This is a genomic window from Streptomyces sp. NPDC007157 (assembly GCF_040634235.1).
Lineage (GTDB): Bacteria > Actinomycetota > Actinomycetes > Streptomycetales > Streptomycetaceae > Streptomyces.
The window spans coordinates 143,093-157,742 of sequence record NZ_JBEYFE010000018.1 but is presented as its reverse complement, the minus strand read 5'-3'; the positions used below and the strand labels follow the sequence as shown (position 1 = coordinate 157,742).

Here is a 14,650-nt window from a genome sequence, read left to right as displayed (position 1 = left end):
ACCCCGGGCCGCCCGACCCGCGGTCGTTGGGGTTGTCCCCCCCCCCCCGCGGCGACCAGCGTGCTCCCGCACACCGGCGGCCCCATCGGCGCCGCCGATCCGACCGCCGTGCTGCCGAACACCGGCGCCGCCGACCCGACGGCCGTCCTGCCGCCGATGCCCCAGGGGCAGCCGGGCCAGCCGCAGCCGGAGCAGCCGCACCCCTGGCAGACCCAGCTCCGCGCGGCCCGCGACCGCAACGAGCAGACGCAGGTCCAGTACCTCGACCCGAACGAGGACCCGCTGCGCCGCCGCCCGCAGCGCCAGGTGGCCCGGCCGCAGGAGCAGCCGCCGCGCCAGGCCCCGCAGCAGCAGCCGGTACGCCGGCCGCAGCCGCGCGGGCAGCAGGGCGGCGGGTACGGCCAGCAGGGCGGGTACGGGCAGCAGCCGCCCGCCGGCTACGGACACCAGCCGCAGCAGTACGCCCCGCAGCCGCAGCAGCCGCAGCAGCCCCAGAGGCCGCAGCAGCCGCAGCAGCGCTATGCGCCCCCGGCCGCCCCCGCCGAGCCGCAGCGGGCTCCGCGCGAGCCGCGGCAGCGCAGCGCCAACCCGATGAAGATCCCCGGCCTCGGCTGCCTCAAGGGCTGCCTGTTCATGGTCGTCATCCTGTTCGTCGCGGGCTGGCTGATCTGGGACCTGACCCCGGTGCACACGTGGGTCGGGGAGGGCAAGGGCTACTGGCACCAGCTGAAGGACTGGGCGAAGGCGGTCGGTGACTTCTTCGACAGCGTGGGCAACAACAACTGACCGCGAGTCTGGGGATTTGTCGACACCTGGCGGGTGATTTCCGCCTCCGTGGTGAAGGTTGGCTCATCGGACGCGTACTTTTGTCGGCAACACGCGTCTGTAGGAGCAGTCTTGGCACGGAAGATCGGCAGCCGGTACACCGCCAACCAGATCCTGGGGCGGGGCAGCGCCGGCACGGTGTGGCTGGGCGAGGGGCCGGAAGGGCCCGTCGCCATCAAGCTGCTGCGCGAGGATCTGGCTTCCGACGAGGAGCTGGTGGGCCGCTTCGTGCAGGAGCGCACGGCCCTGCTGGGCCTTGAGCACCCCAACGTGGTGTCCGTCCGCGACCTCGTCGTCGACGGCAACGACCTCGCCCTCGTCATGGACCTGGTCCGGGGCACCGATCTGCGCACCCGCCTGGAGCGGGAGCGGCGCCTCGCGCCCGAGGCCGCCGTGGCGATCGTCGCGGACGTCGCGGACGGGCTGGCGGCGGCGCACGCCGCGGGCGTGGTCCACCGGGACGTGAAGCCGGAGAACGTCCTGCTCGACATGCAGGGCCCGCTCGGCCCCGGCGGGGCCCACCCCGCCCTGCTGACCGACTTCGGCGTGGCCAAGCTGATCGACTCCCCGAAGCGGACCCGCGCCACGAAGATCATCGGCACGCCGGACTACCTGGCGCCGGAGATCGTCGAGGGCCTGCCGCCCCGGGCCTCGGTGGACATCTACGCCCTGGCGACCGTTCTGTACGAGCTCCTCGCGGGCTTCACCCCGTTCGGCGGCGGCCACCCCGGAGCGGTCCTGCGCCGTCACGTGACCGAGACCGTCGTCCCCCTCCCCGGCATCCCCGAGGAGCTGTGGCAGCTGCTCGTGCAGTGCCTGGCGAAGGCCCCGGCCTCCCGGCTGCGGGCCTCCGAGCTGGCCGCGCGGCTGCGGGAGCAGCTGCCGACGCTGGCGGGGATGCCGCCACTGGAGGTCGACGAGCCGGAGACGGAGGAGTCGGAGGAGGCCGCCGAGGAGACGGCCGCCGCTCCGGCCGCGGAGGAGCAGCGGGTGCGGCGACGGGGGGCCGTCTCCCTGGTGCCGGGCGCCAAGCCGGACTCCAACCGGGACACGCACACCTCGATGAGGGTGCCGGGTCCCGACGAGCTGGCGGGCGGTGCGCGGGGCACGGCCAGGGTGCCGAGGGCGTCCGGGGCACCGCGACCGGGCTCGGCCCGGCACAAGGCGGCGGCACGACGGCGCAGGGTGACGCTGGGCGTCGCCGGGGTCGTGCTCGCGGCGGCGGTGGGCGTCGGCGCGTGGCTGGCGAGCTCCGGCGACGACGCCCCGCCCCAGGACACCCACAGCACGTCGACCCCGTGACCCTCCGCCCGTCCGACCCGGCGACCACGGGTCCCGGGCACCCCGCCCCACCGGGTGCGCGGGCCGGGCGCCGGTGGCCGGGCACGGTGTACTTGGCGGAGCCGTTACGCTGGGAGGCGTGGCAGTCGTCGATGTATCCGAAGAGCTCAAGTCCCTCTCCTCGACCATGGAGTCGATCGAGGCCGTTCTGGACCTCGACAAGCTGAGGGCAGACATCGCCGTGCTCGAGGAGCAGGCGGCCGCGCCGTCCCTGTGGGACAACCCGGACGAGGCGCAGAAGATCACCAGCAAGCTCTCCCACCTCCAGGCCGAGGTCAGGAAGGCGGAGGCGCTGCGCGGGCGGATCGACGATCTCGCGGTGCTGTTCGAGATGGCCGAGGAGGAGGACGACCCGGACACCCGTGCCGAGGCCGACTCCGAGCTCGCCGCCGTCAAGAAGTCGCTGGACGAGATGGAAGTGCGGACGCTGCTCAGCGGGGAGTACGACTCCCGCGAGGCGCTCGTGAACATCCGCGCGGAGGCGGGTGGCGTCGACGCCGCCGACTTCGCCGAGAAGCTGCAGCGGATGTACCTGCGCTGGGCGGAGCAGAAGGGCTACAAGACCGAGGTCTACGAGACGTCGTACGCGGAAGAGGCCGGCATCAAGTCGACCACCTTCGCCGTGCAGGTGCCGTACGCCTACGGGACGCTCTCGGTCGAGCAGGGCACCCACCGGCTGGTGCGGATCTCGCCCTACGACAACCAGGGGCGCCGCCAGACCTCCTTCGCGGGTGTGGAAGTCCTCCCCGTCGTCGAGACGACCGACCACATCGAGATCGACGAGTCCGAGCTGAGGGTGGACGTGTACCGGTCCTCCGGGCCCGGCGGGCAGGGCGTCAACACCACCGACTCCGCGGTGCGCCTCACCCACATCCCCACCGGCATCGTCGTCTCCTGCCAGAACGAGCGGTCGCAGATCCAGAACAAGGCGACCGCGATGAACGTCCTCCAGGCCAAGCTCCTGGAACGGCGCCGCCAGGAGGAGCAGGCCAGGATGGACGCCCTCAAGGGCGACGGCGGCAACTCCTGGGGCAACCAGATGCGTTCGTACGTCCTGCACCCGTACCAGATGGTCAAGGACCTGCGGACGGAGTACGAGGTCGGCAACCCCGAGGCCGTCTTCAACGGCGAGATCGACGGCTTCCTTGAGGCCGGAATTCGCTGGCGCAAGCAGCGCGAGAAGTAACTTTGTCGACTTGCCCATGGCGAGTCGGCCGATCCGAGAACTGCCGCCCCCGGGGCGGCAGTTCTCGTTTTTCCGGGCCACGCCGGGGCTATGTCTGGGTTTTACATCACACTCACAGGCTTCAACTCCCCGCATTCCGCGCGCAACTGGACATCGCGCCCGCAACGGCCTTGACGTTGCTTTGAAAAATGGGAAGGGTGAAGCGTGGCATGCGTATCTCTGGGGCGCATGAGAACCGGGGGGCTCGCGTATCCGTAGCTACCTCCGTAGAGCACAGCCCCAGCGCCGCCAACCTGACATTCAGCTACTGGGGGTAGCAACCAGATGACCAAGAAGACACGGATCCGGGTCGCGCGGATAGCCGCCTGCGCCGTGATCGCCGCCGGTGCCTCGCTGACCGCCGCCGGCGCGGCCTCCGCCCTCTCCATCGGCGTCGAGGCCAACGAGGACGGCCTGACCGCCACCGTCAACACCGCCGGCGACGACCCGACCGACGACCCCACCGGGATCCCGACCGGCCCGGCCACCAGCGAGCCGCCCACCAGCGAGCCGCCCACGAGCGAGCCGCCGACCAGCGAGCCGCCCTCCGAGTCCTCGGAGCCCTCGGACGAGCCCACCCAGCCGACCGACGAGCCCACCGAGCCGACGGACGAGCCGACCAGCGACGGCCCGACCGACGGCAGCGGCACGGGCAGTGGTGACGGCGGCAGCGGCAACAACACCGGCACCGACGGCAACTCCGGCACCTCCGCGCAGGAGGAGGGCTCCTCCGCCCTCACCGACACCGGTTCGGACACCTCGAACACCCAGACCCAGGGTGGCGGCGACCAGCTCGCCGAGACCGGTGCCGCGCAGACCGGCTTCCTGATCGTCGGTGCCGCCACGATGATCGCCGGTGGCATCGGCTTCCGCATCCTGCCCCGCGTCATGGGCGGCCGCGGCGGCGCCGCCGCCTGACGGTAGGCGTCCGCTCACGGAGCGTACGCGTCACGCACGGCGAAGGGCCCGGAGCAACAGCTCCGGGCCCTTCGATCGCTTTTCGTGCGCTTCGCCGCGCGCTCGTCTGTGACGTTCGCTACGCGGTCTGGTGCGCCAGCAGTGCCACCGCGGCGATCAGTACCGCCAGCAGCCCGATCAGCGCCATCGGGTTCAGCCCGCCCAGGAAGTTCTCCTGCTGCAGACGCTCGCGGTTGGCGCGGCACACGGGGCACCGGCCTTCGCTCACGGGCGCCGCGCAGTTCGCGCACACCAACCGGTCGTACGTCATGCGCTCGCCCTCCTTGCACCGGCCATTACCTACACAACGCTCAGCGGAACGAGAACGTTCCCCCTCCACTGTGCCAGGTTCCCCCGGAAAGGGCGCGGCCGTCCGCAGACCTCGCCCCGGCGTTCCGGAAAGACTGCCCCGGAACAAAAGCGCACAAGCCTCACCCAACCGTGACCGGCGCCTGCGCTTCCTCACCCGACTCGCGTATGGTCACGCTCATCTACCCCCGGCGACCCGTGGTGCATCCGTGATCCGATTCGACAATGTCTCCAAGGTCTACCCCAAGCAGACCCACCCCGCACTCAGGGATGTGTCCCTGGAAGTGGAGAAGGGCGAGTTCGTGTTCCTCGTGGGGTCCTCCGGCTCCGGGAAGTCCACCTTCCTGCGGCTGATCCTCCGCGAGGAGCGGTGCAGTCACGGCCAGGTGCACGTCCTGGGCAAGGACCTCGCCCGTCTCTCCAACTGGAAGGTGCCGCAGATGCGCCGCCAGCTCGGGACGGTCTTCCAGGACTTCCGCCTGCTGCCCAACAAGACGGTCGCCGAGAACGTGGCCTTCGCCCAGGAGGTCATCGGCAAGTCCAAGGGCGAGATCCGCAAGTCGGTGCCGCAGGTGCTCGACCTCGTCGGGCTCGGCGGCAAGGAGGACCGCAGACCGGGCGAACTCTCCGGTGGTGAGCAGCAGCGCGTGGCCATCGCGCGGGCCTTCGTGAACCGGCCCAAGCTGCTGATCGCCGACGAGCCGACCGGCAACCTCGACCCGCAGACCTCCGTCGGCATCATGAAGCTGCTCGACCGGATCAACCGGACGGGCACCACCGTGGTGATGGCGACGCACGACCAGAACATCGTGGACCAGATGCGCAAGCGCGTCATCGAGCTGGAGAAGGGCCGACTCGTCCGCGACCAGACCCGCGGCGTCTACGGCTACCAGCACTGACACCGATGCACACGTTCCCGACGCATCACGCGCTCCACGACGGAAAGGCATAACCCGACGCCATGCGCGCCCAGTTCGTACTGTCGGAGATCGGAGTCGGTCTCCGCCGCAATCTGACGATGACCTTCGCGGTCGTCGTCTCGGTCGCCCTGTCCCTGGCGCTCTTCGGTGGCTCGCTCCTCATGAGCGACCAGGTCACCACCATGAAGGGCTACTGGTACGACAAGGTCAACGTCTCGATCTTCCTCTGCAACAAGAGCGACGCCGAGTCCGACCCCAACTGTGCCAAGGGCGCGGTCACCGAGGACCAGAAGAAGCAGATCCAGGCGGACCTCGGCAAGATGTCGGTGGTCGAGAAGGTCACCTACGAGTCGCAGGACGACGCCTACAAGCACTACAAGGAGCAGTTCGGCGACTCGCCGCTGGCCGACTCCCTCACGCCGGACCAGATGCAGGAGTCGTACCGGATCAAGCTGAAGGACCCGCAGAAGTACCAGGTGGTCGCGACGGCGTTCGACGGCCGTGACGGCGTCCAGTCCGTCCAGGACCAGAAGGGCATCCTGGACAACCTCTTCGGGCTGCTGAACGGCATGAACTGGGCGGCACGCGCGGTCATGGCGATGATGCTGGTGGTCGCCCTGATGCTGATCGTCAACACGGTGCGCGTCTCCGCGTTCAGCCGTCGGCGGGAGACCGGCATCATGCGCCTGGTCGGCGCCTCCGGCTTCTACATCCAGGCCCCGTTCATCGCGGAGGCCGCGGTCGCCGGCCTGATCGGCGGCACGGTCGCCTGCGGATTCCTGGTGATCGCCCGCTACTTCATCATCGACCACGGCCTGGACCTGTCCCACAAGCTGAACCTGATCAACTTCATCGGCTGGGACGCGGTGTTGACCAAGCTCCCGCTCATCCTCGCAACAAGCCTTCTGATGCCCGCCCTTGCGGCGTTCTTCGCGCTGCGCAAGTACCTGAAGGTGTGACGCATGCCAAGAGGGCCGTACGGGCAACCGTCCGTGCGGCCCTCTTGCGTTGTCCTAGACTCACCGGCATGTCAGGCCGAGAGCTGTTCTGTCAGCCCCGCCGGGTTCGCCGGGGGGCGGCTCTGACGTTGGTGTTCGCAGGGTTGTTGGTGACCGGGGCGGCCACCGGGGCGTTTCCCGATCCGGGGCAGGCCGACCGGAAGACGTCGGGCGGAGCCGCTCGTTCGGCCGCCGGGCACGACGAGGTCGCCAGGGCGGCCGCCGAGGCGATGGCCGACGGCAAGTCGCCCATGGAGGCGGCGGAACGGGCCGTGAGCCGCAGCGGGGACCGGTGGGCCGCGGTCTACTCCGAGGGCGAGTACCAGGAGTTCGAGGAAGCGCTCGACGGCCAGTACACCGGTGTCGGGCTGTGGGCCCGGCGGGAACGGGACGGCCGCATCGAGGTGACCAAGGTGCAGACCGGGTCGCCCGCGGCCACCGCCGGCATCAGGAAGGGCGACCGGCTGCGCAGTGTCGACGGGGCGGACGTCGACGGGCGGCCCGTCACCGACGTCGTCTCGTTACTGCGCGGTGACGCCACCGACGCCCGCGCCGGTACGACCGTCACTCTTGGCCTCGAACGCGGCACGCGCGCGTGGACCGAGACCCTGCGCCGGGCGCTGCTGTCCACCGACTCGGTGACCGTCCGCAAGCTGTCCACCGGTATCACCGTCATCAAGATCTCCGCCTTCACCAGGGGCTCCGGGGAACTCGTCCGCGACGCCGTACGGCGGGCCCCCGTCGACGGCGGGATCGTCCTCGACCTGCGGGGCAACTCCGGCGGCCTGGTCAGTGAGGCCGTCACCGCGGCCTCCGCCTTCCTCGACGGCGGCCTGGTCGCCACCTATGACGTCGACGGCGCCCAGCGCGCCCTGCACGCCGACGCCGGCGGCGACACCGCCAGACCCCTGGTCGCGCTCGTCGACGGCGGCACGATGAGCGCGGCCGAGATGCTCACCGGCGCCCTCCAGGACCGCGGCCGTGCGGTCGTCCTCGGCTCCCGCACCTTCGGCAAGGGCTCCATCCAGATGCCCACCCGGCTCCCCGACGGCTCGGTCGCCGAGCTCACCGTCGGCCACTACCGCACCCCCTCGGGCCACACCGTCGACGGCCGGGGCATCACCCCCGACCTGGAGGTGGGTGCCGGGGCGCTGGAGCGGGCCGAGACGGTCCTCAGCGGCCTGGGCGACCCGTCGTAAAGCCCGCCGTGGGTGCCCCTGCGGGACCCGCCGCTAATCCGCTTCCCTCGCACCCCCTCCGTAGTGCGAAAATGGAGGGCACTATGGCCAAGGGAATGTACGTACCGAAAGAGTCCCAGCAGAAGCAGCAGGGGACGGCCGCCAAAGCCAGGGACGGCGAGAAGGGCGGCAAGCGCAAGATCGTCGCGCAGAACAAGAAGGCGCGGCACGACTACGCGATCATCGACACCTACGAGGCCGGCATCGTGCTGTCCGGCACCGAGGTGAAGTCGCTGCGTCAGGGCCGCACCTCGCTGGCCGACGGCTTCGTGCAGATCGACGGGAACGAGGCGTGGCTGCACAACGCCCACATCCCCGAGTACAGCCAGGGCACCTGGACCAACCACTCGGTGCGCCGCAAGCGCAAGCTGCTGCTGCACCGGGAGGAGATCGACAAGCTGGAGGCCAAGTCCCAGGAGAGCGGCCACACGATCGTGCCGCTCGCCATCTACTTCAAGGACGGCCGCGCCAAGGCGGAGATCGCGCTCGCCCGGGGCAAGAAGGAGTACGACAAGCGGCAGACCCTGCGCGAGCAGCAGGACCGGCGGGAGTCGGACCGGGCGATCGCGGCGGCGAAGCGGAAGCAGCGCGGCCAGTAGGGCGAAGTCGCGGGGAATACGGTGGCATCGGCGTGCGTTGGTCACGTACGATGGCACCAACACCAGGGGAAGCCCGGGTGTGCGCATTGAAAAATCAACATGGGGATGATCGGTTTCGACAGCGGATGTTGAAACAGGGGAAGCGTGTCGAGGAAGCGGCAATGATCTCGTAAACCATATGTCGCAACCAATAATCGCCAATTCCAAGAGCGATTCCCGCGCCTTCGCCCTCGCTGCCTAATAAGCAGTGAGTGAAGGCCCTTAACGGGTGTCAGCCCGGGGGTGTTCCCGACCCGGACCCTGGCATAATCTAGGGGACTAAACCATCGAGCCCGGTCACGGGGTTCGATGGGAAATCAAACAGTGACTGGGCCCGTCGGCGACTTGTTCGCGAGATCACCGGGGCCGAGAAAATCACAGCGAACTGCACACGGAGAAGACCTGCTTTTGCACCGTTGGACGCGGGTTCGATTCCCGCCATCTCCACAGTCTCCATGTTGCGAGGGCCCGGTGGTCTTAGACCACCGGGCCCTCGTCGTGTGCGCGGGGCTGCCATGTGCATGTTGATCTCGCGCCTCCAGAGCGACACACACGGTGTTCATCGAGAAGGACCCCGGCAAGGGATTCCACCATGCACAGCGACATGACTCAACGGATCAAAGAACTGCTGGACCGTGGCTTCTCAGCTGCGTCCGCACTTGGCGAAGAGATCCAGCACAGGGTTTCGTCCGGAGACTTCGAGTGGGCGACGCTGCTCGGCGCGGAGCTCGCCCGGCGGGCCGCTCAGGAAGGCGAGGACTCATCTGAACACGCCTTCCTGCTCGACCGGTTGCAGACCGCTCTTGCCACAACGGCGGGGCAGCAGAGCCTGCGCGTCTTGATGTGCCTGCCAACCAGCCTGGAGGCCGGAGAGTCGGCACAGACCAGGGGCGAGCGACGCCTGGCCCAGATGGTGGCCCTGGGGCATCGGCCTGCGGACATCGTCCCGGTCGTCTACGGCGAGCAGCTCGGCACTGCGGCGTCGGACGAGTTCAAAGCCTGCCTGCTGCAGGAGCTGGTACTCGAAGGCGTCGCAGTCCCGGAGTACCCCCTTCTGCGGTCCTTCGGCGAAGCGCTCGTGGCGGAGGAGCATCCGCTCGCACCCCTGCCGCTCCACCTGCTGCCGACAGAGCGTGCGCTGCTCAGACCGACGCATGCTCCGCACGACTGGACGTGGGCCTTGCCCCCGGCCACGGTGGCGCAGCACAGCGACCGACCCGAACTCCGTGTCTCGCCGGAGATGCGCCGGCGCAGTGTCGCGGCCGATCCGGTGGCCACCACCGTTCCGGAGGTGGCCGAGGCCATGAGCGCTGCGGTGCGGCACTGGCTTGAGGAATCCAACGGCATGGTCGCCGCGCAGGAGTTCTGGTCCGCGTCCCCCGTCTCACCGGACGACTTCGCAGCCGTCTTCGAGCGGCTGCCACTCACAGCGTGGCCGACGGGAGGGACCAGGCCCCGGCTGTACCCGGCCACCTCCGACAGGGTGCTGCAGGGGCTGCTCACCACGGCGGTGCGCAGCCCCGCCTACGGCAGCGGCATGGTCGGTGCGTATGGGCGGCTCGCTGCCTGGCGCTCCCTTGGCGGCCTGGTCGGCGCCGCCCCGGACGCGCCGATCAGTCACACGGCCATGCTGGTCGAACAGGCACACTGGTTCATCGCCGACCCCTCGTCGGATTGGTTCTACCAAGTGGCCTGGGACCTCGCTGTGGCCGCCTTGCGACCAGGCGGGGAGGAGATCGCAGTTCTCACTGCCACGGACATCGACTGATTCCCGATGACCAGAGCACCGCCGGGGACGGCTCCGGACGCTGGCCGGTGCGACTCCCATGGGCTTGGTCGTCCTCGCGTGCTCCGACAACCGGGGCGCGAGCCGCGTGGGCGACGACGGATACGTCGCCCACGAGTCCGGGCCCGCCCGAAGAGTGACCTGCAAGGGCGTGGCCAACGGCGGCCTGACACCCTGACGTTCCCGCCCCACCCCCTTCGACGCTCCGCGAGGAACTCATGGAAGAACCACGGGAAGCACGCTTCTGGAGATTCGAGGAGGACTTCGGGATCAGCCTGCTGATCGCGACGCTCGGGACGGGCCTGACACCGGTGGTGCCGGACGGGGACGCCGACGACGCCCGCGTCCTGCGGGACGACGCCCGTCTGCTGCTGGACTCGCGCCTTCCGGCCGAGACCCTGCGGACGGTATGGCGCGCCGCGGCGGCAGGCCAGGACCCGGGGCCGGACGTCCCCGGCCTGCTCCGCCGGATCGTGGAGTCGGCCGAGGACCGGATCGCCCGGGAAGCCGCCGGTCTCTCTTCGGGTGACACGTTCTTCGACGGCACACCGCCCATGGTCACGGTGGACGAACCGGCGATGAGAAAGGCCGTGTGTGCCGAGGTGAGAGCCGTGGCGCACCAGCTGACGGGCTCGGACGTAGGGGCCGCGTTGGAACGCGTGGCCGCCGAAGCGGACGCCGACCTCGGTTTCCGGCTGTTCCTGCGTGTGGTGAAGGAGACCCCGGTCGCCGTCACCATGGAGCGGTACGACCGGTACCTGACGATCGGTGAGGCGTTCGGCTACCCGGGGCGCCTGGTGCACGACGGGCTCGATGTGCGCTGGCCCCGCTTCGACGACGCCTCGCTGCGGCGGCGCTTCTACTGGGACTTCGGGTTCTCGTACCTCGCCGGACGATTCCACGGCGATCTGTGGCAGCACTCCTACACGGTCGACGAGGGCATTCGCGGCGCGGCCTCCGACTACGCGGGTCCGGTGCCGGGTTCCTCGGCGTACGCGCTGCTGGGGGACACGCTGCGGCTGTCCCGGTCACCGATGTCCGACGATGCTCTCACCGAGCTCTGGCAGGCGGCGACGGGCTATGGCTACGACCCGCAGGACGAGGGTGTCGGAGCGCGGCAGTGGCTCCATCGGACCGCGGAGGTCTGCATCGAACGCCTGCGGGAGATCGACCCCGGGTTCACCATCGGCGCACCCTCGCCGGGCCACTTCGAGGCGCTGAACGCGGTCCGGCGGGAACTGCGGGAGATCGCTCCCGTTCTGACCCGCGCGGTGCACGACAGCCCCTGGTACGGCGCCACCACGAGCCCGTGGTTCGCACGCTCCGGCACGGTGGTTCCCACGCTCGAACAGGTCGTCGACCAGGTCGATCCCGATCTCGGCTTCCGTCTGCTGCTCACATGTGTCAGGGCCTACGACGTGCCGGTCACCGACGAGCAGTACGCCCGCTGGACGGCACTCGGCGACCGGTTCGGCTACGGCCGACGACACGTCGCCGACCTGGCCGATCCGCACGCGGAACGCTGACCCCTTCGACGCCCGGCCGCCGACCGGGCCCCGACCCTACCCTTCGTACGCACTCGCCCGGCACCCGCACGGTGACCGTCACGCCGGCCGAGGTGCCGTGCTGGCCCGCTGTGACTCGACGCTGAACTGGACCCGGGACACCGCCTCCGAGCCGACCTCGAAGGAGACCTTTCCCGGGTGGTCGACGAAGACGCCGTAGCCCGTGTCGGTCAGGTAGAAGGGGCTGTTCTTGTAGGCCTTGGACCCTCGTAGTGCCACAGCCGCAGCGTCTTCCCGTCGGACGTGCTTCCGAGCGCTTCGACGGAGGAAGGTAGGTGCGGGCCGTCTGGCCGTCAATGGGTGTGGCGGGAATTGGGGGAAGCGATTCGACTGGCCGTGTTGAGCAGCAGGGCCGTGACGGCTGCGGCGACGGGTGCGGTGAAACCGGCCGTCGGCGAGACGTGTTCCGCCGCCCAGCCGCCCAGCGCGGAGCCGGCCGCGACGCCGGTCAGCAGGGCGGTCACGACCAGACTCATCCCCTCGTTGAGCCGCTCCTCGGGAGTGCGGTCCTGGACCAGGGTCATCGCGGTCACCATCGTCGGCGCGGTCGCCATGCCGGCCACGAGCAGGGCGGGCGCCAGGGCCCAGAGGTTGTCGATCGTGCGGGCCGCGAGGAGGGGGAGGGACATCAGGACCGCCATCGCCGACAGGCAGACGGGGAACCGTCGTTCGGCCGGTCCCCGCGGCCTGAGCGCCCCGTACACCAGCCCCGCCGCGCAGGAGCCGGCCGCCTGGAGGGCGAGGACGGCACCGGCCGCCGCACGGTGGCCCTGGGAGTCGGCGTAGGCGATCGTGACCACCTCCATCGAGCCGAACACCGCCCCGGTCGCGACGAAGCAGGCGAGGAGGGACGGGATGGGCAGGGGGCCCTTTGCAGTACGGGTGGCCCGGGGTGGCGGCTCGGTGGCCCGCTGGGCGGTGAACAGCAGCATGCCGGACAGCAGCAGGACCGCGCCGACCAGCGTGCCGGCCTCCGGGAAGAACGTGCCGGTCAGGAAGGACGCCAGCACCGGGCCGAGCATGAAACACAGCTCGTCCGCGGCCTGTTCGAAGGAGTTCGCGGTGTGCAGGGCGTCCGGGTCCGCGCGCAGCAGGTGGGCCCAGCGGGCACGGGACATGCCGCCGAGGTTGGGCGTGGTGGCGGTGGCCGCGTAGGCGGCGAACAGGGTCCAGTCCGGGGCGCCGAAGCGGACGCAGAGCAGCAGGGCGAGACTGCCGAGCACGGCGGTGACGGTGGCGGGTACGGCGACCCGCGCCTGGCCGTACCGGTCGACCAGCCGTGCCACCCACGGCCCGGCCACCCCGGTCGCCGCGAGGCCGGTCGCGGTGACGGCACCGGCCAGGGCGTACGAGCCACGGGCACCGGCGATCATCACGACCGCGCTGACGCTGAACATGCCCATGGGCAGCCGGGCCAGCAGGTTCCCGGCGGTGAAGGCACGGGTGCCGGGGAGGGCGAAGAGCCGGCGGTAGGGGCCGGGTGGGCGGCGGGGTCGGCGGGGTCGGCGGGAGGGGGCGGTGGTGCGGGAGCCGGAGCGACCGTCAGCGCGGTCGCGGGTGCGGGGGCTGAAGTCGACGGCGACGAGGGTGTCGGCGGTGACGGTGTAGAGGGGGTGCGGAGGGTCCTGCGGGTGCGGTCTCGGAGGGGCCTGTGGGTGGGGCTTCGGGTGGGCCTGCGGGCGTGGCCCCTGGGGACTCGGCTCGGTCGGATGCGGCATGTCCATCACCGTCGCCCAGGGCCGATCAAGGGGTCCAACACCTGCTCGGTGCCGATTCACGCACCCGTGTTGTAAGTTCGCGTGATGTCAGCGCCCGCCCACATCGATCCCCGGTTGCTGCGTGTCTTCGTGACCGTCGCCGAGGAGCTGCACTTCACCCGCGCCGCCACCCGGCTGTACGTCGCCCAGCAGGCCCTGAGCCGTGATGTACGGCGACTGGAGCGGGAGTTGGGCGCCGAGCTGTTCCTCCGGACCACCCGGCAGGTCGCCCTGACCGCCGACGGTGTCCGGCTGCTGCCGTACGCTCGCCGGGTGCTGGCCGCCCAGGACGCGCTGCTCGCCGCGTTCGGGCAGGCCCGGCCGCTGCTGGTGGACCTCAACTCCCCGGGTCTGGAGACCGGCCGCCGGGTGCTGCACCGCGCCCGTGAACTCGCCCCCGACGGGGAGCTGATGGCCCGCTACGAGAGCGGGCTCACCGGAGCGGCGGCCGAACTCCTCGCGGGGCGGCTCGACGCGTCCTTCGGGCGGTTCGCGGGACTGGATCCGGCGCTGCGCTCCGGGCTCGAACAACAGCCCGTACGGCTCGAACGAATGGCCGTAATCATTCCCTCCGACCATCGGCTGGCGGGCCTGGCGGAGGTGCCGTTGGCCGCGCTGGCGGGCGAGACGGTGTACGCCGGCGCGGGGAACGAGCGCACGCTGGAATGGACTGACCTGGCGTTCTCTCTCTTCGAGGGGCGGGGTATCGCGGTCGCGCCGCCCCTGCCGCTGGCCGTCGGGGAGGAGGAGTTCGAGCGCATCATGGCCAAGAACCGGAATCCGATCCTCGGGGTAGTGGGATTTCCGGCCATACCTGGGACGGTCTCGCGGCCCCTGGTCGACCCCGTCCCCTTGTCGCCCGTGTCGCTCGTGTGGCGAAAGGGGCTGGTCCATCCGGGAGTGGACGCGCTGCGGCGGGCGGCCGCCGAGATCGGGAGGGCGGAGGGCTGGCTTCGGTGGCCGTCCGATGGATGGATTCCAGCCAGTGATCAAGATGTGATGGACGACCACAAATGACACATCGGGAACGCGGCCTCCCCTCGTGCGCTAGCTTCATGGCCCCGAGCACGGTGAGCTAGAAGGGGGCGTTC

The 14,650-nt window shown here is 70.3% G+C and carries 14 protein-coding genes, 1 other RNA gene and 1 pseudogene; 13 read left to right on the top strand and 3 right to left on the bottom strand.

The window, feature by feature from the left end; genetic code table 11:
* From ABZ642_RS29790 to ABZ642_RS29775, 4 genes and pseudogenes are all read left to right on the top strand, one after another.
* Positions 1-786: pseudogene (locus ABZ642_RS29790) on the top strand (serine/threonine protein kinase); the annotation flags it as partial.
* 111 nt (positions 787-897) lie between these two features.
* Entirely contained in the window at positions 898-2,127 is a 1,230-nt protein-coding gene (locus ABZ642_RS29785; RefSeq protein WP_360489519.1) for a serine/threonine-protein kinase, read from the top strand.
* A 118-nt stretch (positions 2,128-2,245) separates the two neighbouring features.
* Positions 2,246-3,352, top strand: coding sequence for a peptide chain release factor 2 (gene prfB / locus ABZ642_RS29780; RefSeq protein WP_360489518.1), 1,107 nt, complete (start codon positions 2,246-2,248; stop codon positions 3,350-3,352).
* Positions 3,353-3,676: 324 nt separating this feature from the next.
* Positions 3,677-4,309: a hypothetical protein gene (locus ABZ642_RS29775; protein WP_360489517.1), complete on the top strand. Its 633-nt coding sequence runs from the start codon at positions 3,677-3,679 to the stop codon at positions 4,307-4,309.
* A 118-nt stretch (positions 4,310-4,427) separates the two neighbouring features.
* Here the strand turns inward: ABZ642_RS29775 and ABZ642_RS29770 are convergent, their stop codons facing one another.
* A complete protein-coding gene (locus tag ABZ642_RS29770) occupies positions 4,428-4,619 on the bottom strand; it encodes a hypothetical protein (RefSeq protein ID WP_351701422.1) in 192 nt (63 codons plus the stop codon).
* A gap of 247 nt (positions 4,620-4,866) precedes the next feature.
* Between ABZ642_RS29770 and ftsE the strand changes: the two genes are divergently transcribed.
* The 8 genes from ftsE (at position 4,867) to ABZ642_RS29730 (ending at position 11,763) form a co-directional block, all read left to right on the top strand.
* Positions 4,867-5,556 carry a cell division ATP-binding protein FtsE gene (ftsE, locus tag ABZ642_RS29765; RefSeq protein ID WP_360489516.1) on the top strand — a complete coding sequence of 230 codons (690 nt, stop codon included), beginning with the start codon at positions 4,867-4,869 and terminating at the stop codon, positions 5,554-5,556.
* Between the two features lie 62 nt (positions 5,557-5,618).
* Positions 5,619-6,536 carry a permease-like cell division protein FtsX gene (gene ftsX / locus ABZ642_RS29760; protein ID WP_360489515.1) on the top strand — a complete coding sequence of 306 codons (918 nt, stop codon included), beginning with the start codon at positions 5,619-5,621 and terminating at the stop codon, positions 6,534-6,536.
* Between the two features lie 68 nt (positions 6,537-6,604).
* Positions 6,605-7,774, top strand: coding sequence for a S41 family peptidase (locus ABZ642_RS29755; protein WP_360489514.1), 1,170 nt, complete (start codon positions 6,605-6,607; stop codon positions 7,772-7,774).
* Positions 7,775-7,869: 95 nt separating this feature from the next.
* Entirely contained in the window at positions 7,870-8,412 is a 543-nt protein-coding gene (smpB, locus tag ABZ642_RS29750) for an SsrA-binding protein SmpB (RefSeq protein WP_360489562.1), read from the top strand.
* Between the two features lie 101 nt (positions 8,413-8,513).
* Positions 8,514-8,901, top strand: a transfer-messenger RNA (tmRNA) gene (gene ssrA / locus ABZ642_RS29745).
* A gap of 142 nt (positions 8,902-9,043) precedes the next feature.
* The gene (locus ABZ642_RS29740; RefSeq protein ID WP_360489513.1) at positions 9,044-10,219 is read left to right on the top strand and encodes a DUF6183 family protein; all 1,176 of its coding nucleotides are present in this window, start codon (positions 9,044-9,046) and stop codon (positions 10,217-10,219) included.
* A gap of 58 nt (positions 10,220-10,277) precedes the next feature.
* Positions 10,278-10,415 carry a hypothetical protein gene (locus ABZ642_RS29735; protein WP_360489512.1) on the top strand — a complete coding sequence of 46 codons (138 nt, stop codon included), beginning with the start codon at positions 10,278-10,280 and terminating at the stop codon, positions 10,413-10,415.
* A gap of 40 nt (positions 10,416-10,455) precedes the next feature.
* On the top strand, positions 10,456-11,763 hold the full coding sequence (locus ABZ642_RS29730) for a hypothetical protein (protein ID WP_360489511.1): 1,308 nt from the start codon (positions 10,456-10,458) through the stop codon (positions 11,761-11,763).
* Between the two features lie 78 nt (positions 11,764-11,841).
* Here ABZ642_RS29730 and ABZ642_RS29725 read toward each other — a convergent pair whose 3' ends face one another.
* Both ABZ642_RS29725 and ABZ642_RS29720 read right to left on the bottom strand, forming a co-directional pair.
* Positions 11,842-12,021 carry a hypothetical protein gene (locus ABZ642_RS29725; protein ID WP_360489566.1) on the bottom strand — a complete coding sequence of 60 codons (180 nt, stop codon included), beginning with the start codon at positions 12,019-12,021 and terminating at the stop codon, positions 11,842-11,844.
* Between the two features lie 74 nt (positions 12,022-12,095).
* The gene (locus tag ABZ642_RS29720) at positions 12,096-13,520 is read right to left on the bottom strand and encodes an MFS transporter (protein WP_360489510.1); all 1,425 of its coding nucleotides are present in this window, start codon (positions 13,518-13,520) and stop codon (positions 12,096-12,098) included.
* An 84-nt stretch (positions 13,521-13,604) separates the two neighbouring features.
* Here ABZ642_RS29720 and ABZ642_RS29715 point away from each other — a divergent pair, with 84 nt between their 5' ends.
* On the top strand, positions 13,605-14,576 hold the full coding sequence (locus ABZ642_RS29715) for a LysR family transcriptional regulator (RefSeq protein WP_360489509.1): 972 nt from the start codon (positions 13,605-13,607) through the stop codon (positions 14,574-14,576).
* Positions 14,577-14,650 lie beyond the last annotated feature (74 nt).

What these genes read in the sequence shown, in the direction of transcription:
- ABZ642_RS29755 (WP_360489514.1), top strand. Translation starts at nt 6,605, where the DNA reads ATGTCAGGCCGAGAGCTGTTCTGTCAGCCCCGCCGGGTTCGCCGGGGG.
- ABZ642_RS29735 (WP_360489512.1), top strand. Translation starts at nt 10,278, where the DNA reads ATGGGCTTGGTCGTCCTCGCGTGCTCCGACAACCGGGGCGCGAGCCGC.
- ABZ642_RS29730 (WP_360489511.1), top strand. Translation starts at nt 10,456, where the DNA reads ATGGAAGAACCACGGGAAGCACGCTTCTGGAGATTCGAGGAGGACTTC.
- ABZ642_RS29775 (WP_360489517.1), top strand. Translation starts at nt 3,677, where the DNA reads ATGACCAAGAAGACACGGATCCGGGTCGCGCGGATAGCCGCCTGCGCC.
- ABZ642_RS29720 (WP_360489510.1), bottom strand. Translation starts at nt 13,520, where the DNA reads ATGCCGCATCCGACCGAGCCGAGTCCCCAGGGGCCACGCCCGCAGGCC.
- smpB (WP_360489562.1), top strand. Translation starts at nt 7,870, where the DNA reads ATGTACGTACCGAAAGAGTCCCAGCAGAAGCAGCAGGGGACGGCCGCC.
- ABZ642_RS29740 (WP_360489513.1), top strand. Translation starts at nt 9,044, where the DNA reads ATGCACAGCGACATGACTCAACGGATCAAAGAACTGCTGGACCGTGGC.
- ABZ642_RS29715 (WP_360489509.1), top strand. Translation starts at nt 13,605, where the DNA reads ATGTCAGCGCCCGCCCACATCGATCCCCGGTTGCTGCGTGTCTTCGTG.
- ftsX (WP_360489515.1), top strand. Translation starts at nt 5,619, where the DNA reads ATGCGCGCCCAGTTCGTACTGTCGGAGATCGGAGTCGGTCTCCGCCGC.
- ABZ642_RS29770 (WP_351701422.1), bottom strand. Translation starts at nt 4,619, where the DNA reads ATGACGTACGACCGGTTGGTGTGCGCGAACTGCGCGGCGCCCGTGAGC.